Origin of the sequence: Streptomyces sp. NPDC051133 (genome assembly GCF_040682635.1) — a bacterium.
GTDB lineage: Bacteria > Actinomycetota > Actinomycetes > Streptomycetales > Streptomycetaceae > Streptomyces.
The window spans coordinates 1-18,102 of the sequence record NZ_JBFBBK010000052.1; the positions used below are offsets into that span (position 1 = coordinate 1).

Consider the following 18,102-nt stretch of genomic DNA (forward strand, 5'->3'; position numbering starts at 1 on the left):
TGGTGAGGATCCGGTACAGCCACGCCTTGAGGTTGGTGCCCTCACGGAACTGGTGGAAGGACGCGTAGGCCTTGGCGTACGTCTCCTGCACCAGGTCCTCGGCGTCGGCCGGGTTGCGTGTCATGCGCAGCGCGGCCGAGTACATCTGGTCGAGGAACTCGAGCGCGTCCCGCTCGAAGCGCGCGGTGCGCTCCGCGCCGGACTCCTTGCTCGCGCCCGCGCTGACGCCCTGGCCCTCGGGCCGCTCCGCCTGGCCGTTGTCGGTCCCTGCGTCGGTACCGGTGACCGGACCCACCTCCTCAAGATCCCGGGCAGGACCGAGACCGGTCCCACTCGTTTCGGAGGATAGAACACGACCCGTGCCTGCCGCTCCTCGAATAGGAGCGGCCTTGGCCGCGTGCAGCACCGACCAGTCCAGGTCAAGGCGGCTGCTGCGGCTCGGGCATACGGTCGAACCCATGCGGCGGACTTCCTTCCCTACGACGTCGGTGCCGAGGCCTCAGCACTTCTGTCCGCCTCAACAGCCGTCCGCATCCCGGCATTCCCGCCTCACCCGAGTGACGCGGCCCACTCCACAACACCCTCGGTGACGATCTCCAGCGCCCGCTCCTGGGTGATCTCCGCGCGCTTGGGCAAGGCGAAGCCGTGATCGCCGTACGGCACCTCGACGAGCCGGTACGAGCCCTCGGGGAACTCCGCCGGCCTGCCGAAGGGGTCGTTGCCGCCCTGGACGACCAGCGTGGGCACCCCGGCCCCCAGCAGCTCCTGCGCGCGGGACTTCTCCGGCTTGCCCGGCGGGTGCAGCGGGAAGCTCAGCGCGAGCACGGCGTGCGCGCCCAGCTCGGCCGCGGTACGGCAGGCGACCCGGGCGCCGGCGCTGCGGCCGGCGGAGATCACCGGCAGGCCGGGCCGGGCCAGCGCGGGCCAGACTCCGCGCCAACCGGCGTCCAGGGTCTTCGGCGCGGGCGCGACCTTCTTCCCGGCCACCCGCCAGGGCTGCTCCACCAGGGCGACGGTCACGCCGTGCGCGGGCAGTGCCCGGGCGAGCGCCTGGAGGTCCCGGGCCTCGACACCGCCGCCCGCGCCATGGCCGGCGGCGAGCACGAGCCGCGCCTTGTGCCCCGGGTGCCAGGTGATGCGGGCGTCCCCCGCCTCCGTGCTGATGATCTCGGTCGTCACGCTCGTCACCCTCGTCACCCCAGTCACGCTAGAAGAGTGTGCCCTCTTCCGGGGCCTCCAGTTCCTTCAGCAGCTCCGGGCCGTTGTTGCGGACGTTGCTGACCGCCGTGGAGACCGGGTAGGCGCGCATCCGGCCGGCCGGGGGCGGGGCGAGCAGGTCGCGCAGGTGCTCCGGGTCGGTGCGGGCGGGGTCGAGCCAGGCGTCCCAGCGGTCCGGGGTGAGCATGAGCGGCATCCGGGGGTGGATGTCGGCGAGGGAGTGCGGGCCGTCGGCGGGGGCCACGGCCAGCGGGGTCGTCTCGGCCTCCGTGGTGATCACGGAGCAGGTCACCCACCAGGCACCCGGGTGGTCGTCGGGCAGGGTCCGGTCGCGCCAGAACTCGTACAGCCCGGCCATCGCGAACACCGAGCCGTCGGCGGGCAGCACGAAGTACGGCTGCTTGCGCGGCCTCTTCTTCCGGCCCTCGACCTCCAGCTCCCGCTCCTGCGTGCCGGTGACCCACTCGTAGTAGCCGTCGGCGGGGACGATGCACCGGCGGGCGGCGAAGGCACGCCGGTAGGCGGGCTTCTCGTGCACGGTCTCCGCACGCGCGTTGATCATCCGGGCGCCGCCCTCGGGGGTCTTGGCCCAGGACGGGACCAGGCCCCACCTCAGCTTGCGCAGCTGGCGAACCGGACGCGGGGAGTCCGCGTCTTTCAGGGGACGGTCGAGGACGGCGTAGACCTCCTTGGTCGGCGCCACGTTGTAGTCCGGCTCCAGGGTCTCCTCGGGCTCCCTCCCCCAGAGGCTCGACTCCGCTCGCCCTGGGGGGACCCCCATCTCGACCCCGAAGATTCCTGCGAGATCCTCGGGCCTGCGACTCGATGCATACCGTCCGCACATACGTGCCACACTGCCAGACTCCGTAAGCCGACAGGAGCCACCTCGACACATGGACAGCCTCGCCGCCGCCCTCGCGCTGCCCGACCTCTGGGACCGGCTCACCGGCACCCAGCCCGATCCCGACCTGTGGGTGGTGCTGGCCACGCTGGTCGCGGCGCTCGCCGTGGTGGTCCCGCACACGCTGTGGCGGATATCCCGCAACGCGATCACCATCGCGCACGAGGGCGGCCACGGGCTGATCGCCCTGCTCACCGGCCGGCAGCTCACCGGAATCCGCCTGCACTCCGACACCAGCGGGCTGACCGTGAGCCGGGGCAAGCCGTACGGCGTGGGCATGATCCTGACGGCCGCCGCGGGGTACACGGCACCCTCGCTGCTGGGCCTCGGCGGTGCCGCCCTGCTGGCCGCCGGCCGCATCACCCTCCTGCTGTGGGCGGCCACGGCCCTGCTGGTGGCGATGCTCGTGATGATCCGCAACGCGTACGGCGTGCTGACCGTCGTCCTCGCGGGCGGCGCCTTCCTGCTGGTGTCGTGGCTGGCGGGCCCGCAGGTGCAGGCGGCGTTCGCGTACGCGGTGGTGTGGTTCCTGCTCTTCGGCGGGGTGCGGCCGCCGTTCGAGCTGCAGGCCAAGCGGTCCCGGGGCGGAGCGGGCGACTCGGACGCGGACCAGCTGTCCCGGCTGACGCACGTACCGGCGGGCCTGTGGCTGTTCCTGTTCCATGCGGTGTCGCTGTGCTCGCTGATCGGCGGGGGGCGCTGGCTGCTGGAGGTGTGAGCGGGGCGGGGCGGGGCGGGGCGGCCGCCCTCGCGGGCCCGGGGCGCATATATGCGCGGCATGCCCGGCGCCGTGATTTCGTTCGGGTTTCGCCGCTTTTGATCAAGATCTCCGGTCGCTCCCAGCCACTAAAGTGGGCGCATGACCGTTAACCCCGCACACACCGCCCTCTGGCCCGCCCCGCACGCGAGCGGAGCCGTCGACGCGACGGTCCACGTGCCCGGGTCCAAGTCGGTCACCAACCGCGCGTTGGTGCTGGCCGCCCTCGCCTCCGAGCCGGGCTGGCTGCGCCGCCCGCTGCGCTCGCGCGACACCCTGCTGATGGCCGGCGCCCTCCGGGCCATGGGTGTGGAGATCGAGGAAGGGGTCGGTCCCGACGGCACCGGCGAGGCCTGGCGGGTGCTGCCGACCGGTCTGCACGGCCCGGCCACGGTCGACGTCGGCAACGCCGGCACGGTGATGCGGTTCCTGCCGCCGGTGGCCGCGCTGGCCGACGGTCCCATCCGGTTCGACGGGGACCCGCGGTCGTACGAGCGCCCCCTGCACGGCGTGATCGACGCGCTGCGCGCGCTCGGCGCCCGGATCGACGACGACGGCCGCGGCGCGCTGCCCCTGACCGTGCACGGCGGCGGGGCCCTGGACGGCGGCCCGGTGTCGATCGACGCCTCCTCGTCCTCCCAGTTCGTGAGCGCGCTGCTGCTGTCCGGCCCGCGCTTCAACCAGGGCGTCGAGGTCCGCCACACCGGCGCGACCCTGCCCTCCATGCCGCACATCCGGATGACGGTGGACATGCTGCGCGCGGTCGGCGCGCAGGTGGACACCCCGGAGTCGGGCGGCGAGCCGAACGTGTGGCGGGTGACGCCGGGCGCGCTGCTCGGCCGCGACCTGACGATCGAGCCGGACCTGTCCAACGCCCAGCCGTTCCTGGCGGCGGCCCTGGTCACCGGCGGCAAGGTGCTGATCCCGGACTGGCCCGAGCGCACCACTCAGCCGGGTGACCGGCTGCGGGAGATCTTCACCGAGATGGGCGGTTCCTGCGAACTCACCGAGTACGGGCTGGTGTTCACCGGTTCGGGTGCCGTCCACGGCGTCGACGTGGACCTCGGCGACGTCGGTGAGCTGACCCCCGGCATCGCCGCCGTCGCCGCGCTCGCCGACTCCCCCTCCACGCTGCGGGGCGTGGCGCACCTGCGGCTGCACGAGACGGACCGGCTGGCCGCGCTGACCAAGGAGATCAACGAACTCGGCGGCGACGTCACCGAGACCGCCGACGGTCTGCACATCCGCCCACGCCCCCTGCACGGAGGCGTCTTCCACACCTACGAGGACCACCGCATGGCGACCGCCGGTGCGATCATCGGCCTGGCGGTCGAGGGCGTACGGATCGAGGACGTGGCGACGACGGCGAAGACCCTGCCGGACTTCCCCGAGCTGTGGACCGGGATGCTCGGGCAGTAGGGACGTACGTCATGCGCCGTTACGGCAAGCACACCGACGAGGACGACATCCGCACCCGTCCCAACCGCAAGGGCAACCGGCCGCGGACCAACATCCGGCCCAAGCACGAGGACGCGGCCGAGGGCATGGTCCTCACCGTGGACCGGGGCCGGCTGACCTGTCTGGTCGACGGCACCGCGGTGACCGCGATGAAGGCCCGCGAACTGGGCCGCAAGGCCGCCGTGGTGGGCGACCGGGTGGCCCTGGTCGGCGACCTGACCGGCAAGAAGGACACCCTCGCGCGGATCGTCCGCATCGAGGAGCGGTCGTCGCTGCTGCGCCGCACGGCCGACGACGACGACCCCTTCGAGCGGGTGGTCGTCGCCAACGCCGACCAGCTGGCGATCGTCACGGCCCTGGCCGACCCCGAGCCGCGCCCGCGGCTGATCGACCGCTGCCTGGTGGCGGCCTACGACGGCGGCCTGGAACCCCTGCTGGTCATGACCAAGTCGGACCTGGCCCCGCCGGACAAGCTGCTGGAGCTGTACGGCGACCTCGACATCCCGTACGTGGTCACCAGCCGTGAGGAGCTGGAGAACGGGGATGCGGCGGACCGGGTGCGCGAGCACCTCGACGGCAAGATCACCGCGTTCGTCGGCCACTCGGGCGTCGGCAAGACCACCCTGGTCAACGCGCTGGTGCCGGAGGAGCGGCGGCGTACGACGGGCCATGTGAACGCGGTGACGGGCCGCGGCCGGCACACCACCACGTCGGCTCTCGCGCTGCCGCTCACGGGGGCGGACGGCTGGGTGATCGACACTCCGGGCGTGCGCTCCTTCGGCCTCGCGCACATCGACCCGTCCCGTGTGATCCACGCCTTCCCGGACCTGGAGTCCGGCACGGAGGGCTGCCCGCGCGCGTGCAGTCACGACGAGCCGGACTGCGCGCTGGACGCCTGGGTCGAGGAGGGCCACGCGGACCCGGCGCGGCTCTACTCGCTGCGGCGGCTGCTGGCCACGCGGGAGCGCAAGGAGGGCGACTGAGCGCCGCGTTGTTTGCCGGGGTGTCCGGCCGGTAAGTGCATAATCGCACCCAGCCGGAGATCCGGACCAACGGGAGGACCGCACATGGCGTGGCTGCTGGTCATCGTGGCCGGGATTCTGGAGACCGGTTTCGCCGTGTGCCTGAAGCTCTCCCACGGCTTCACCCGCCTGTGGCCGACGATCGCCTTCGCGTCCTTCGCGCTCGGCAGCTTCGGCCTGCTGACCCTCTCCCTGCGGAAACTCGACGTCGGCCCCGCCTACGCGGTGTGGACCGGCATCGGCGCGGCGGGCACCGCGATCTACGGCATGGTCTTCCTCGGCGACCTGGTGTCCACCCTGAAGATCGTGTCGATCAGTCTGGTCATCGTCGGGGTGATCGGGCTGCAGCTGTCGGGGTCGACGCACTGAAGGCGTCGGGCGTGGAGGGCGAGGGGAGCACCGGTCCGGCCCGGCACCTGGACCGGGGACGGTGGCTGGCCCGGTACGCGGGTCGCATCCTCGTGGTCTGTCCCCGCTGCGGTGGCCGGGCGGAGGTGGTGCAGCGCCCCGGTCTTCCCCCTCTCAAGCACTTCGGAGAGCTGATGTTCCGGCCCCGCCGGCTCACGTGCGGCGGGTGCGGCGCGACCGCCGAGTGGCAGGCGGAGCTGCGGGGCGGCGCGCTGATCGGGGTCGACTTCGGCGGCACCGAGGACCCGTTCTTCCGGCGGCCGCTCTGGCTTCAGACGCGTTGTGCGGGGCGGGTTCTGTGGGCCTACGACGAGGAGCACGTCGCCGAGCTGGCCGACTACGTGGGGGCGACGTTGCGCGAGGGCGGGACCGGGTCCACGCAGGCGATGCTGCCGCGCCTGCCCAAGTGGCTGAAGGATTCCGGCCGGCGCGGCGAGGTGCTGGCCGGGCTTCGGACGCTGCGCGACCTGGCGGGACGCTCGGCACCCGCCGACCGGTCCGACGCTGCGCACGAGCGCGGTGACCGGCCGCAGCAGCACAGGTCCTCCTACCACCGGGGCGGCCCGTACTGAGCCGGCTCGCATCCCTTTCCTCTTCGCTGAGCTGGCGATTGACGCCTCGTCAGACCGCCGGGCACGGGACGACCGCCCGGACGAGCTCCGCCACCCCGCCCTCACCCGGCGGTGCCGCCACGCAGGACAGGGCGAGGCGCACGACCAGTTCGCAGGGCCGGCCCAGCTCGGCGGTGTCGGCGGCCGCCGCGGGTCCCGCCAGGGCGCTGACCGCGCGGTCCCGCACGATCCGCACGAAGTCGCGGGGCGCCGGCAGCGGCCCGTCCGCACGGCGCTGCGCGGGCACCGCCGAGGACGAGGCCACGCCGGCCAGCGGCGGAGCGGGCAGCCGCTCGGTCCAGCAACCGGTGAGCAGGGCCCGTACCAGCGCGTTGTCCCGTGCGGCGCGGCTCGTCCACTCGGCGACGGCGGTGAGCCGCTCCTCCACCCCGCCGGAGCCGGCGAGCGCCCGCTCGACACCGGCGAGATAGCCGTCGGCCTCCCGTCGCACCAGCGCTCTGGCCAGCCCGTCCTTGCTGCCGAACTCGTTGTACAACGTCTGCCGGGACACCCCGGCCGCCGCGGCCACGTCGACCATCCGCACAGCGGACCACGGCCGGCGCGCGAGCGCCGTGTACGCGGCGTCCAGCAACGAATCCCGGGCAGCAGGCATCATCGCCTCCCTGGGGCGGAGCGACCCTGCGCCCAGGTTTGACGGGGTTGTATGCACTGTCAAGGGTGCGGGGGCGCTCTCGCCTCCCGGGGCGCTGACACGCACCGCCCCCTGTGGCTTGGTACGGGCCGCGGCAGATACCGTTCCCTACATGCCGGACTACCTGGATGACCTGCGCCTCGCCCACGTCCTCGCCGACGCTGCCGACGCCGCCACCATGGAGCGCTTCAAGGCGCTCGACCTGAAGGTGGAGACGAAGCCGGACATGACCCCGGTGAGCGAAGCGGACAAGGCGGCGGAGGAACTCATCCGCGGCCAGCTCCAGCGCGCCCGCCCGCGGGACTCGGTCCTCGGCGAGGAGTACGGCGTCGAGGGCAGCGGTCCCCGCCGCTGGGTGATCGACCCGATCGACGGCACCAAGAACTACGTCCGCGGCGTGCCGGTGTGGGCCACCCTCATCTCGCTCATGGAGGCGGGCGAGGGCGGTTACCAGCCCGTCGTCGGCCTCGTCTCCGCGCCCGCCCTCGGCCGCCGCTGGTGGGCGGCGAAGGGGCACGGCGCCTTCAGCGGCCGCAGCATCACCTCCGCCGGCCGTATCCACGTCTCCCGCGTCGGCACGCTCGCGGACGCCTCGTTCGCGTACTCGTCCCTGTCCGGCTGGGAGGAGCAGGACCGCCTCGGCGGCTTCCTGGACCTCACCCGCCAGGTGTGGCGCACGCGCGCGTACGGCGATTTCTGGCCCTACATGATGGTCGCCGAGGGGTCCGTCGACCTCTGCGCCGAGCCGGAGCTGTCGCTCTGGGACATGGCGGCCAACGCGGTCATCGTCACCGAGGCGGGCGGCACCTTCACCGGCCTCGACGGCCGCCCGGGCCCGCACAGCGGCAACGCCGCCGCGTCCAACGGCCTGCTGCACGAGGAGTTGCTGGGGTATCTCAACCAGCGCCAGTGAGGAACGGGAGTACTCCCGGTACGCCCTCAACTGACGTCGCGCGCCCCCTTGTTGACCCACGCTTTACCTGGCAACCTGAGGTCACCCCCACTTGTGAACTTGTGAATCTCTGCACAACGGCAGCGATTCCTAGGAGGTGGCCCCACCCATGCTCGTCCGAGACGCCATGAGCACGGTGATCCTCACCGTCGGCCCCGCCCACACCCTGCGCCAGGCAGCCGCCCTGATGTCCGCCCGCCGCGTCGGCGCCGCCGTGGTCCTCGACCCGGACGCCGGCGGCATCGGCATCCTCACCGAACGCGACATCCTCAACTCCGTAGGCCTCGGCCAGAACCCCGACACCGAACGCACCCACGCCCACACCACCACCGAGGTCGTCTTCGCCGCCCCCACCTGGACCCTCCAGGAGGCCGCCCGGGCGATGGCCCACGGCGGCTTCCGGCACCTGGTCGTCCTGGACCGCGGCGAGGTCGCCGGGATCGTCTCGGTCCGTGACGTCATCCGCTGCTGGGCCCCGGCCCGCGAGCCCGCCCCCGTCCCCTGAGCGCACGAACGGGCCGGACCCAGAGCACCGTGGGTCCGGCCCGTCCGGCCGCGAGGGCGGCCGGCTCAGCCGCGCAGGGCCTGCACCGCCGCCTCCAGCCGCTTGCCGAAGCCGGCGTCGGCGTTGCGGAAGTTGCCGATCGCGCGCGCGACGATGTCCTCGCGGGAGACCCCGGAGATCGCCCCCGCGAGATTGGCGACCAGGCGCTCCCGCTCCTCCTCCGACATCAGCCGGTAGAGGTTGCCCGCCTGCACGAAGTCGTCGTCCTCGGCGTGCGCCGGTGTCGGGTGGCTGCCGGTGCCGCCGGTGAAGCCGTCGAACGGCTGCCACAGCGCGCGGCCGGTCTGCCGCGGACCGCCGAAGCTGTTCGGCTCGTAGTTCTTCGCCTCCCCGTGCCGGCCGTCGTACAGGTGGCCGTCACGGGAGTTGGTGCGTGCCTCGGTGGCGTGCGGGCGGTTCACCGGCAGGTGGTCGGCGTTGATGCCGACGCGGTAGCGGTGCGCGTCGCCGTACGCGAACAGACGCCCCTGGAGCATCTTGTCGGGTGAGGGGCCGATGCCCGGCACGAAGTGCGCGGGGCTGAAGATGGACTGCTCGACCTCGGCGAAGACGTTGCGCGGGTTGCGGTTCAGCTCCAGCCTGCCGATCTCCAGGACCGGGTGGTCCGCGTGCGGCCACACCTTGGTCAGGTCGAACGGGTTGAACCGGTACGCCGCCGCGTCCGCGGCCGGCATGATCTGCACACCGACCCGCCAGCTCGGGAACTCGCCGCGCTCGATCGCCTCGCGCAGGTCACGCTGGTGGGAGTCGGGGTCCTTGCCCGCGAGGACCTCCGCCTCCCCGGCGGTGAGGTTCTTGATCCCCTGTTCGGTCTTGAAGTGGTACTTGACCCAGAAGACCTCGCCGGCCTCGTTGTTCCACTGGAAGGTGTGCGAGCCGAAGCCGTCCATGTGCCGGTACGACGCCGGGATGCCGCGGTCGCCGAACAGCCAGGTCACCTGGTGTGTCGACTCCGGCGACAGCGACCAGAAGTCCCACACGTTGTCGGCCTCGGTGGAACCGGTGTACGGGTCCCGCTTCTGGGTGTGGATGAAGTCCGGGAACTTGACGGCGTCCCGGATGAAGAAGACCGGGGTGTTGTTGCCGACGAGGTCGTAATTGCCCTCCTCGGTGTAGAACTTCACCGCGAAGCCCCGCGGGTCGCGGACGGCGTCCGCCGCGCCGAGATTTCCGGCCACGGTCGAAAAACGCAGGAAGACCTCGGTCTCTTTGCCGATCTCGGAGAGGAAGGCGGCACGCGTGTACGGCGTGACATCGGCCGTCACCGTGAACGTGCCGTACGCGCCGGCACCGCGGGCGTGCACCACCCGCTCCGGGATGCGCTCGCGGTTGAAGTGGGCCAGCTTCTCCAGCAGCAGCTGGTCCTGGACCAGGACCGGTCCGCCGACGCCCGCCGTCTCGCTGTTCTGGTTGTCGGCGACCGGGGCACCGGCCTCCGTGGTGAGCGGTCCCTGCGTCACGTGCGCCTCCTGCGTCATTCCTGACCAGTCCTGCCCTGTCCCAGTTCTGTCCTGTGGCTAAAGCCGTTCCAGATCCTACATTGGACAATGTCTAAGTCAAATGCTGATCCAAAGTCACACCTATTCCCGTCCTGGGACGTCTTCCTGTTAGGCTGGTGGCCATGAGCGACCTTCTGGAACGGCTGCGTGGACGCGGATGGCGGATGACCGCGCAGCGGCGCGTCGTGGCCGAGGTCCTCGACGGCGAGCACGTTCATCTGACGGCCGACGAGGTCCACGCACGGGCTGTCGCGAAACTGCCCGAGATCTCCCGGGCGACCGTCTACAACACGCTGGGTGAGCTGGTCACGCTCGGCGAGGTGCTGGAAGTCTCGACGGACAAGCGCGCCAAGCGCTACGACCCCAACGCGCACCGGCCGCACCACCACCTGGTCTGCGCCCGGTGCGGCGCGATCCGTGACGTCCACCCGACGGGCAACCCGATCGCCGACCTCCCCGACACCGAGCGCTTCGGCTTCACGGTGTCGGACGTCGAGGTGACGTATCGCGGGCTGTGCCCGAACTGCGCCGGCGTCTGACACCCACGCTTCCGAGGGCCCCGGCACCGCCGGGGCCCTTCGCGTAGGCACGCAAAAACCGAGGGCCGGAATCCGTTTCTGGATTCCGGCCCTCGGCCTTCAGTAGCGGGGACAGGATTTGAACCTGCGACCTCTGGGTTATGAGCCCAGCGAGCTACCGAGCTGCTCCACCCCGCGTCGGTGAACACGACATTACGCGAGGGGAGCCGACGGAGGCAAATCAGTTGGGGGCCGAGTGACCAGGGCCACTTTCCCGGCATCACGCGGTCAGTTCCTCCCGCAGCGCGTCCCGCAGCCGCCCCGCCCGCTCGGCCACCTCCGCCGGTCCCAGCTCCGCCGCCCGGCCGGCCCACTTCTGCCCCTCCGCCAGCTCGCCGCGACGCGCGTAGACGAGGGCCAGCCGGAGCGCCGCCCGGCCGTGCCCGGCATCGGCGGCCCGGGTCCACCACACCGCCGCCTCCGGCTCGCTCCCCTCGCGGGCGAGCAGCAGCCCCAGGTTGAAGGCGCCGTTGCGCGACCCGGCCTCGGCCGCCGCCCGGTACCACCGCGCCGCCTCGACCACGTCACCGCGCGCGGCGGCCAGCATGCCGACCCGCACCTGCGCCCGCCGGTGCCCCTGGGTGGCGGCCCGCTCGTACCACTCCTCGCACTCGGTCTTCTCGTGGACGACCTCCCCCAGCTCGTGCGCCGGCTCCGGAGGCCGGCGCGCGTCGAGGAGGGTGGCCAGCCGGTAGGCGGCCTCCGCGCTGCCGCCGCCCGCCGCACACCGCAGGTGCCGCTCGGCCTCCGGCTCGTCGCGGTCGCGCAGCCGGGCGATCCCGACCTGCAGGGCGGCCTCGGTGTGTCCGGCGGCAGCGGCCCGCTCGTACCAGCGCAGCGCCATCTCGTCCGCGCCGCGCCCGGCGTACAGGATGCCGAGGTTGAACGCCGCGTCCACGCTGCCGGCCTCGGCCGCCTTGGAGAACCACGGCTCCGCGCCGGTCGTGTCGCCGCCCTGGAGCAGCAGGATGGCGAGGGCGTTCGCGGCCTCCCGGTGCCCGGCGTAGGCGGCCCGCCGGTACCACTGCTCGGCCTGCGCGGTCCGGCCCTGCTCGGCGCAGAGCAGCCCGAGGTTGTAGGCGCCGTTGTCGTCGCCGGCGTCCAGCGCGGCCCGGTACCAGCGCTCGGCGGTCTGGGTCTCCCCGCGCTCGGCGTGCAGCGCGCCGAGCGCGTTGGCCGCGTTGCCGTCGCCGTCCTGGGCGGCGCGCAACCACCAGACGGCCGCGCTCTCGGTGTCGCCCGCGTCCCGCAGCAGGAAGCCGAGCGCGCAGGCGGCCCGGGGCTCGCCGTCCTTGGCCGAGGTCAGGTACCAGCGCCCGGCCTCCTTCAGCTCCCCGCGCTTCTCCAGGATGGCGCCGAGGTGCAGCGCGGCCCGCCGGTGACCGCGCGCAGCGGCCTGCCGGTACCACTGCTCGGCCTCCGCGACAGCGTTGTCGGCGCCACTTTCGTCCCCGTGCCCGGCCGTGCGGTCGAGAGCGCGCGCCAGCCGGTAGGCGGCCTCGCGATGACCCCGCTCGGCGGCGGCCCGCATCCAGTGCTCGGCGCCGACGTCCCCGCGGTGCTCCAGGAGGTCGGCGAGTGCGTAGGCGCCGAGGGCATGGCCCTGCTCGGCGGACTGGCGCAGCCAGTACTCGGCGGCGGGTTCGTCCCCGCGCTCGCGGTGGTGGCGGCCCAGCGCGTGCGCGGCGGCGGCGGAACCGGCGACGGCGGCGATGCGCCACCAGCCGGCCGCCTCCTCGGCGTAGCCGCGCTGGTGCAGAAGGACGCCCAGGTTGTTGGCGGCGGCCCGGTCACCGGCCGCGGTGGCAGCCCGCAGATGGGGCTCGGCTCCGTCGAGGTCGCCGCGGCGCAGCAGCATGGCCCCGAGGACGCTCATCGCCTCGACGTCGCCGGTCTCCGACGCGAGGCGCAGCCGCAGTTCCTCGGCGGCATCCCCCATGTCGTCCCGCTGGTCACGGGACGTCTCCTCCCCGGAATCCTCCGAGGACCGCACAAATCGCCCTGTCTCGAACAGAGTTGCCTTGTCCCCCATAACGTCCATCGTCGCACCACCTGCAACCTGGGTATACCCGGTATACCGCAGCCCGTGAGGTCACTTCAGCGTTTTATCGACATGCCCACAGGACGACAAGTCAAACACACCCCACTCAACTCCCCACGGCGGCGCGGCCGTACCTCCCCTCAGTACATGAGTTCGCACACCACGAAGGCCCGGATCCTGTTGGATCCGGGCCTTCGTTCGCAGTAGCGGGGACAGGATTTGAACCTGCGACCTCTGGGTTATGAGCCCAGCGAGCTACCGAGCTGCTCCACCCCGCGCCGTTGCTCGGCAACCGTACCACGACACGGGGTGGACTTGATCAACTCTTTTTGCCGCTTCCGTTCTTGCCGCCGTCCGACCGACCGGACCCGCCGGCCTTGCTCTCCGCGTCCGCGGCCCGCTTCAGCGCGTCCTTCAGGCTCCTCTGCGCCTTGTCGTAGGCGGTCCAGTCCGGCCCGTTCGGGGCCCGCAGGGCCTCCTGGCCGGCGTCGAAGGCCTTCTGCGCGTCGCTCAGGGCCTGTTGGACCGTCGGATTGCCGGTCGCGGGCGGATTGGTGGTGCCGGTGTCCGGTGGTGTGGTGACCGAGCCCGTCGTGCCGAAGACCTTGTCGAGCGCCTCGCCGAGCGTGTTCTCGAAGGCGGTCCTGCCTTCGTAGGTGACCAACACCTTGCGCAGCAACGGGTACTTCAGCCCGCCACCGCGTACGTAGACCGGCTCCACGTAGAGCAGGCCGCCGTCCAGGGGTACCGTCAGCAGATTGCCGTACTCGACCTCGGAGTCGCCGCCCTTGAGGAGCTTGATCGCCGCGGCGATGTCCTGTTCCGAGTTGAACTGGCTCTGCACCTGTTTGGGTCCGTCGACCGTGGTGCTGGTCGGCAGTTTCAGGATTCTGATCTTGCCGTAGTCGCCGGTGCCCGCCTCGGCGTCGATCGTCATGAACGCGCTCAGGTTGTCCCGGCCGTTGGGCGTGAACGTCGTCGACAGCGAGAACGCCTGCTTGCTCTGGTCGGGCATCTTCATGCTCAGGTAGTACGGCGGCACCGCGTTGCCCGACTGGTTGGTCGGGTCGTCCGGCACCTGCCAGACCTCGCTGCCGGTGAGGAACGTCTGCGCGTCCGTGACGTGGTAGCGGGTGAGCAGCTCGCGCTGGACCTTGAACAGGTCCTGCGGATACCGCAGATGGGCCATCAGGTCGTCCGAGATCGCCTTCCTCGGCTCCACCGTGCCGGGGAAGGCCTTCATCCAGGTCTTCAGCACCGGGTCCTCGGTGTCCCACTGGTAGAGCTTGACCTCACCCGTGTACGCGTCGACGGTCGCCTTCACCGAGTTGCGGATGTAGTTGACCTGGTTCTGCTGGGCCACCACCGAGCGCGAGTTGTTGGTCGCGGTCAGCGAGTCGGCCGTCGTGTCGCCGAGCGTCGTACGGGAGGAGTACGGGTAGCCGTTCGACGTCGTGTACGCGTCCACGATCCACTGGATGCGGCCCTTGACGACCGCCGGGTAGGCGTCGCCGTCGATGGTCAGCCAGGGGGCGACCGCCTCGACGCGCTCCTTGGGCGTGCGGTTGTACAGGATCCGCGAGCCCTTGCCGATCGCGCCCGAGTAGAGGATCTGCGGCTCGTTGAACGCCACCGCGTACGCGGCCCGGTTGAGCGGGTTGTCCAGGTTGACCCCGCTCTTGCCCTGGTAACTGGTGGACTGCTCGCCACGGTCGTCGGAGTAGTCGATCTCCTTCTGGGGACCGCCGACGATCGAGTAGGTGCTGGTCTTCTCCCCGTAGTAGATCCGCTGCTCGTAGGTGCCGAGGTCACCCTTGGACGGCAGGTCGTACTCGGTGAAGACCGGCTGGCCGTCGGCGGCCTCGGTGCCCTTGGCGGCGACCACGCCATAGCCGTGCGTATAGCGGAAGTGGTCGTTGATCCAGTTGTTGTTGGGCACGCCGTCCAGGTTCAGCTCGCGCAGGCCGACGACCGTGTCCTGCTCCTTGCCGTCCTTGGTGGGGTACCGGTCGACGTCCAGGTTGGTGGGGAACCCGTAGTACTTCCGCATCTGCTGCAGCTGCTGGAACGTCGGCGAGACGATGTTCGGGTCCATGATCCGGATGCTCGCCGCGTCGTTCGCGTCGTCGCGCAGCTTGGTCTTGTCCTTCGTCGTGGACTGACCGGAGTACTCGGTGACCTTGGTGTCGTCGATGCCGTAGGCCTCGCGGGTCGCCTTGAGGTTCTTCTGGACGTACGGGGCTTCCTTGGCCTGCTCGTTGGGCTGGACCTGGAACTTCTGCACGATCGCCGGGTACAGGCCGCCGATCAGGATCGCCGACAGGACCATCAGGCCGAAGCCGATGACGGGCAGCTGCCAGGTGCGCCGCCACAGGGTCGCGAAGAACAGCAGCGCGCAGATGACGGCGATGCAGAACAGGATGGTCTTCGCCGGCAGATAGGCGTTGGCGTCGACGTAGCGCAGGCCGGTCCACTGGCCGGTCGCCTTGAAGTCGCTGGACTTCACCGCCAGGCCGTACCGGTCGAGCCAGTACGCGACCGCCTTGAGGGCCACGAAGATGCCGAGCAGCACCGACAGATGCCCGGTCGCGGCGGCGGTGGCGCGCGCGCCGGGGCTGGTGACGCGCAGCCCGCCGTACAGGTAGTGGGTGAGGGCGGCGGCGATCAGGCACAGGATGGCTGTGGCGAAGCCGAAGCCCAGCAGGAAGCGGTACCAGGGCAGGTCGAAGGCGTAGAAGGAGACGTCCAGGTGGAACTGGGGGTCCTTCTGGTGGAAGGGGACGCCGTTGACCCACATCAGCCAGGTCCGCCACTGGCCGGCCGCCGAGGCGCCCGCGATCAGCCCGACCAGCGCGGTGACGGCGAGCAGCAGCCACTTCTTGTACGGCGCGATACCCATCCGGTACCGGTCGAGGCTCTGCTGCTCCATGGACATGGCGCTCAGCGGGGGCCGCAGCCGGTGCGCGAGCCAGATGTTGACCCCGACCGCCACCGCCATCAGCAGGCCGAAGACGAAGAACAGCCCGATCTTGGTCGACAGGGTGGTCGTGAACACGGACGAGTAGTGCACCGACCGGTACCACAGCCAGTCCGTCCAGAAGCCCGCGAACATGGTGAACGCCATGCCGAGGACGGCGAGGACGCCCAGCGTCATCAGCAGGACCCGGACACGCCGGGACGGGCGGCCCGCTCTCATCCGTGGCCCCGTCGAGCCTCCGCCGCGGTCCGGCATCTGGAAAGCCAAGGTGCGCACCTCGAAGTTCGCTGTCGATCCGTCAGGCCCTCGTGTTCGCGAGCCCTCCGTGGCCCCCCGTGATCGCGGGCCAACACCTATGCAACTTACTCACGCTGTGCTCGGTTCCCGATTCGGGCCGGGAACGAGGCAGGATTGTGACCATGTCCAACACTCCCATGGCAGCGAACCCGCTCACCCGGGCCGTACTCGAGATCGACGAGTACGCCTCCGGCCTCGGCTGGGACCAGCCCGCTCGCCTCTTCGCCCTCGTCGACACCGCACGGCTGCGGGTTCAGGAACCCGCGCTCGCGGCCCAGCTGGGTCTCGGGGAGGAGTCCGAGACCGTCGGTCTCACCCCGATCGAGCAGGACGAGATCCCGTCCGGCAAGCCGCTCGACGAGTTCCTCGGCACCATCGCCTGGCCCGACGCGGTGGCCGGCTGCGCGCTCACGGTGGAGCGCCTGATGCTGCCGCCGTCCGCCGAGACGCAGGTCCCGCAGAACCTGAGCGAGGCCAAACTGGCCCGGTGGGTGGCCGAGCACCCCGAGCGCCAGGAGGTCCGGATGACGGTCGCGGTGCTGCGCGACGGCAGCCGCGAGGCGGCGCTGCGCCTGCGCGAGAAGGACTCCCCGACGGAGGTCCTGACCGGCCCCGAGCTGGTTCCCGGCCTGGCCGAGGCGCTGTCGGCGACCTTCGCGGACTGACGGCGGACGGACGCGGACCGACGTCCCGCGGTACGGCGCTGGGGGCGCCCCTGGTCGACAGGGGCGCCCCCAGCCGCGTCAGGGCCGGCTCAGCCCTTGGTGGTGCAGCTGGGCAGTGCGCCGGTGTGCCCCGTGCGGATGTCCTTCAGGGCGTCGAGCGCGTCCCCGATCGTCTTGACCTTGACCAGGGTGAGCCCGCTCGGGGTGTCCTTGGCCGCGGCGGCGCAGTTGTCGGCGGGCGTCAGGAAGTACTGGGCGCCCTTGTCGCGCGCGCCGACGGTCTTCATCTCGATGCCGCCGATCGGCCCGACCGTGCCGCTGTCGTCGATGGTGCCGGTACCGGCGACGAACTTTCCGCCGGTGAGGCTGCCCGGGGTGAGCTTGTCGTAGATGCCGAGGGCGAACATCAGACCGGCGCTGGGCCCGCCGACGTCGGCGAGCTTGATGTCGATGGTGAACGGGAAGGTGTGGTCGGTCCCGGCGGAGATCCCGACGATGGCCCGCTTCGCCCCGCTGTCGTCGGACGTCCGCGTCGTGAGGGTGACGTTCTGCGTCCTGGTCGCCGTCCGGTGCGCCTTCTCCGCGGCGGCCTGTTCCTTGGCCGGCACGACGGTGAAGACGACCTTCTGGCCCGGCTTGTGCTTGGTCACGAGCTTGGCGACGTCGGAGGGCTGCTTGACCGCGGCGCCGTCCACGGCCTTGATCACGTCACCGGCGTGCAGCCGGCCCTCGGCCGGGGAGTCCTTGAGGACGGTGGAGACGATCACCCAGGACTTCACCGGGACGCCCAGCTCCTTCAGCGCGGCGACCTTCGCGCTCTCCTGGGACTGGCTGAACTCCTCGGCGTTCTCCTGGGTGGACTGCTCCTCGGTCTTGCCGTCCGGGTACAGCGTGTCGTGCGGGACGACCTTGCTGTCGTGCGCCAGCCAGCCGTAGACCGCCTCCACCAGGTTCATCCGGAAGTCCGCGCTGGTCACCCGGACGGTGGTCATGTTCAGGTGGCCGTCGGTCGGGTAGGTCTTGTGCCCGGAGATCTGCAGCACCGGCTCGCCGTCGTGGTCCTCCAGCGTGTTCACGGTCGGGCCGGGAGACATCTCCGCGTACGGCACGGGGATGAGTACTCCCGCGCACAGGAGCGCGATCAGCATCAGGGTGGAGGCGAGCATCGTCGCGGTGCGGCGTGGCATGACTCGACAGTACGGGACGTGTCTGTCAGCGCACCGTCAGGGCACCCCCGTCAGGCGCCGCGCGCGCCCGAGTCCGGCTTCTCCATGGCCGCGCGGAAGCGGGCGTATCCGTCCAGCTCGGGGCCGTCACCGCGTATTCTGCGGGTCCGATTGGCCCAACTGCCCCACAGTCCGCCGCCGATCGCAGCCACAAGCGGAATCAGCAGCCAGACAAGCGCCCCCATGCCGACCTCCCGAGGCCATGAGCGTCCGCAACTGACTGATCAGCAGATTAACCATCCGCACTGACAACGCTCACGCGAGGGTCCCGGTTA

Annotated in this window: 18 protein-coding genes and 2 tRNA genes; 9 read left to right on the plus strand and 11 right to left on the minus strand. The window is 71.3% G+C overall.

The features are described 5' to 3' along the window. The 3 genes from AB0N17_RS36270 to AB0N17_RS36280 all read right to left on the minus strand — a co-directional run. Positions 1-295 (minus strand): sigma factor (locus AB0N17_RS36270; protein WP_366015886.1); only part of this gene is annotated, 295 nt, incomplete at its 3' end. A 254-nt stretch (positions 296-549) separates the two neighbouring features. After that, a complete protein-coding gene (locus AB0N17_RS36275; RefSeq protein ID WP_366015887.1) occupies positions 550-1,179 on the minus strand; it encodes an alpha/beta family hydrolase in 630 nt (209 codons plus the stop codon). A gap of 28 nt (positions 1,180-1,207) precedes the next feature. Beyond that, positions 1,208-2,062, minus strand: a complete 855-nt coding sequence (locus tag AB0N17_RS36280; protein WP_366015889.1) for an SOS response-associated peptidase — start codon at positions 2,060-2,062, stop codon at positions 1,208-1,210. 49 nt (positions 2,063-2,111) lie between these two features. On the opposite strand from AB0N17_RS36280, the gene AB0N17_RS36285 reads away from it, so the two are divergent. The 5 genes from AB0N17_RS36285 (at position 2,112) to AB0N17_RS36305 (ending at position 6,336) form a co-directional block, all read left to right on the plus strand. After that, entirely contained in the window at positions 2,112-2,837 is a 726-nt protein-coding gene (locus tag AB0N17_RS36285; RefSeq protein ID WP_366015891.1) for a M50 family metallopeptidase, read from the plus strand. 141 nt (positions 2,838-2,978) lie between these two features. Next, entirely contained in the window at positions 2,979-4,295 is a 1,317-nt protein-coding gene (gene aroA / locus AB0N17_RS36290) for a 3-phosphoshikimate 1-carboxyvinyltransferase (RefSeq protein WP_366015892.1), read from the plus strand. An 11-nt stretch (positions 4,296-4,306) separates the two neighbouring features. Next, positions 4,307-5,317: a ribosome small subunit-dependent GTPase A gene (gene rsgA / locus AB0N17_RS36295; protein WP_366015893.1), complete on the plus strand. Its 1,011-nt coding sequence runs from the start codon at positions 4,307-4,309 to the stop codon at positions 5,315-5,317. A gap of 84 nt (positions 5,318-5,401) precedes the next feature. Next, entirely contained in the window at positions 5,402-5,725 is a 324-nt protein-coding gene (locus AB0N17_RS36300) for a multidrug efflux SMR transporter (RefSeq protein ID WP_353605384.1), read from the plus strand. Positions 5,726-5,736: 11 nt separating this feature from the next. Beyond that, entirely contained in the window at positions 5,737-6,336 is a 600-nt protein-coding gene (locus tag AB0N17_RS36305) for a hypothetical protein (RefSeq protein ID WP_366015894.1), read from the plus strand. 49 nt (positions 6,337-6,385) lie between these two features. On the opposite strand, the gene AB0N17_RS36310 is transcribed toward AB0N17_RS36305, so the two are convergent. Next, positions 6,386-6,991, minus strand: coding sequence for a TetR/AcrR family transcriptional regulator (locus AB0N17_RS36310; RefSeq protein ID WP_366015895.1), 606 nt, complete (start codon positions 6,989-6,991; stop codon positions 6,386-6,388). A gap of 148 nt (positions 6,992-7,139) precedes the next feature. On the opposite strand from AB0N17_RS36310, the gene hisN reads away from it, so the two are divergent. Together hisN and AB0N17_RS36320 are read left to right on the plus strand one after the other, a co-directional pair. Beyond that, positions 7,140-7,940, plus strand: a complete 801-nt coding sequence (gene hisN, locus AB0N17_RS36315) for a histidinol-phosphatase (protein ID WP_366015896.1) — start codon at positions 7,140-7,142, stop codon at positions 7,938-7,940. 148 nt (positions 7,941-8,088) lie between these two features. Next, entirely contained in the window at positions 8,089-8,484 is a 396-nt protein-coding gene (locus AB0N17_RS36320) for a CBS domain-containing protein (RefSeq protein ID WP_366015897.1), read from the plus strand. A 65-nt stretch (positions 8,485-8,549) separates the two neighbouring features. Here the strand turns inward: AB0N17_RS36320 and AB0N17_RS36325 are convergent, their stop codons facing one another. Continuing rightward, a complete protein-coding gene (locus AB0N17_RS36325; protein ID WP_366015898.1) occupies positions 8,550-10,004 on the minus strand; it encodes a catalase in 1,455 nt (484 codons plus the stop codon). A 161-nt stretch (positions 10,005-10,165) separates the two neighbouring features. On the opposite strand from AB0N17_RS36325, the gene AB0N17_RS36330 reads away from it, so the two are divergent. Next, positions 10,166-10,582 carry a Fur family transcriptional regulator gene (locus AB0N17_RS36330; RefSeq protein WP_366015899.1) on the plus strand — a complete coding sequence of 139 codons (417 nt, stop codon included), beginning with the start codon at positions 10,166-10,168 and terminating at the stop codon, positions 10,580-10,582. A 103-nt stretch (positions 10,583-10,685) separates the two neighbouring features. On the opposite strand, the gene AB0N17_RS36335 is transcribed toward AB0N17_RS36330, so the two are convergent. The 4 genes from AB0N17_RS36335 to AB0N17_RS36350 all read right to left on the minus strand — a co-directional run bounded on the left by AB0N17_RS36335 (position 10,686) and on the right by AB0N17_RS36350 (position 15,894). Then, positions 10,686-10,759 (minus strand) — tRNA-Met (locus AB0N17_RS36335). Between the two features lie 82 nt (positions 10,760-10,841). Further along, the gene (locus tag AB0N17_RS36340) at positions 10,842-12,662 is read right to left on the minus strand and encodes a tetratricopeptide repeat protein (protein WP_366015900.1); all 1,821 of its coding nucleotides are present in this window, start codon (positions 12,660-12,662) and stop codon (positions 10,842-10,844) included. A 204-nt stretch (positions 12,663-12,866) separates the two neighbouring features. Further along, positions 12,867-12,940, minus strand: a tRNA-Met gene (locus AB0N17_RS36345). Positions 12,941-12,981: 41 nt separating this feature from the next. Further along, on the minus strand, positions 12,982-15,894 hold the full coding sequence (locus tag AB0N17_RS36350; RefSeq protein ID WP_366015938.1) for a UPF0182 family protein: 2,913 nt from the start codon (positions 15,892-15,894) through the stop codon (positions 12,982-12,984). 164 nt (positions 15,895-16,058) lie between these two features. On the opposite strand from AB0N17_RS36350, the gene AB0N17_RS36355 reads away from it, so the two are divergent. Further along, the gene (locus AB0N17_RS36355; protein WP_366015901.1) at positions 16,059-16,601 is read left to right on the plus strand and encodes a PPA1309 family protein; all 543 of its coding nucleotides are present in this window, start codon (positions 16,059-16,061) and stop codon (positions 16,599-16,601) included. 89 nt (positions 16,602-16,690) lie between these two features. Here AB0N17_RS36355 and AB0N17_RS36360 read toward each other — a convergent pair whose 3' ends face one another. Next, a complete protein-coding gene (locus AB0N17_RS36360) occupies positions 16,691-17,788 on the minus strand; it encodes a PDZ domain-containing protein (RefSeq protein ID WP_366015902.1) in 1,098 nt (365 codons plus the stop codon). 50 nt (positions 17,789-17,838) lie between these two features. Beyond that, a complete protein-coding gene (locus tag AB0N17_RS36365) occupies positions 17,839-17,979 on the minus strand; it encodes a hypothetical protein (protein WP_366015939.1) in 141 nt (46 codons plus the stop codon). Positions 17,980-18,102 lie beyond the last annotated feature (123 nt).

Excerpts from the sequence above, each read along its gene's own strand:
- AB0N17_RS36350 (WP_366015938.1), bottom strand. The coding sequence starts at position 15,894 with ATGCCGGACCGCGGCGGAGGCTCGACGGGGCCACGGATGAGAGCGGGC.
- AB0N17_RS36320 (WP_366015897.1), top strand. The coding sequence starts at position 8,089 with ATGCTCGTCCGAGACGCCATGAGCACGGTGATCCTCACCGTCGGCCCC.
- AB0N17_RS36310 (WP_366015895.1), bottom strand. The coding sequence starts at position 6,991 with ATGATGCCTGCTGCCCGGGATTCGTTGCTGGACGCCGCGTACACGGCG.
- AB0N17_RS36340 (WP_366015900.1), bottom strand. The coding sequence starts at position 12,662 with ATGGACGTTATGGGGGACAAGGCAACTCTGTTCGAGACAGGGCGATTT.
- hisN (WP_366015896.1), top strand. The coding sequence starts at position 7,140 with ATGCCGGACTACCTGGATGACCTGCGCCTCGCCCACGTCCTCGCCGAC.
- aroA (WP_366015892.1), top strand. The coding sequence starts at position 2,979 with ATGACCGTTAACCCCGCACACACCGCCCTCTGGCCCGCCCCGCACGCG.
- AB0N17_RS36360 (WP_366015902.1), bottom strand. The coding sequence starts at position 17,788 with ATGCCACGCCGCACCGCGACGATGCTCGCCTCCACCCTGATGCTGATC.
- AB0N17_RS36330 (WP_366015899.1), top strand. The coding sequence starts at position 10,166 with ATGAGCGACCTTCTGGAACGGCTGCGTGGACGCGGATGGCGGATGACC.
- rsgA (WP_366015893.1), top strand. The coding sequence starts at position 4,307 with ATGCGCCGTTACGGCAAGCACACCGACGAGGACGACATCCGCACCCGT.
- AB0N17_RS36285 (WP_366015891.1), top strand. The coding sequence starts at position 2,112 with ATGGACAGCCTCGCCGCCGCCCTCGCGCTGCCCGACCTCTGGGACCGG.
- AB0N17_RS36355 (WP_366015901.1), top strand. The coding sequence starts at position 16,059 with ATGTCCAACACTCCCATGGCAGCGAACCCGCTCACCCGGGCCGTACTC.
- AB0N17_RS36280 (WP_366015889.1), bottom strand. The coding sequence starts at position 2,062 with ATGTGCGGACGGTATGCATCGAGTCGCAGGCCCGAGGATCTCGCAGGA.
- AB0N17_RS36300 (WP_353605384.1), top strand. The coding sequence starts at position 5,402 with ATGGCGTGGCTGCTGGTCATCGTGGCCGGGATTCTGGAGACCGGTTTC.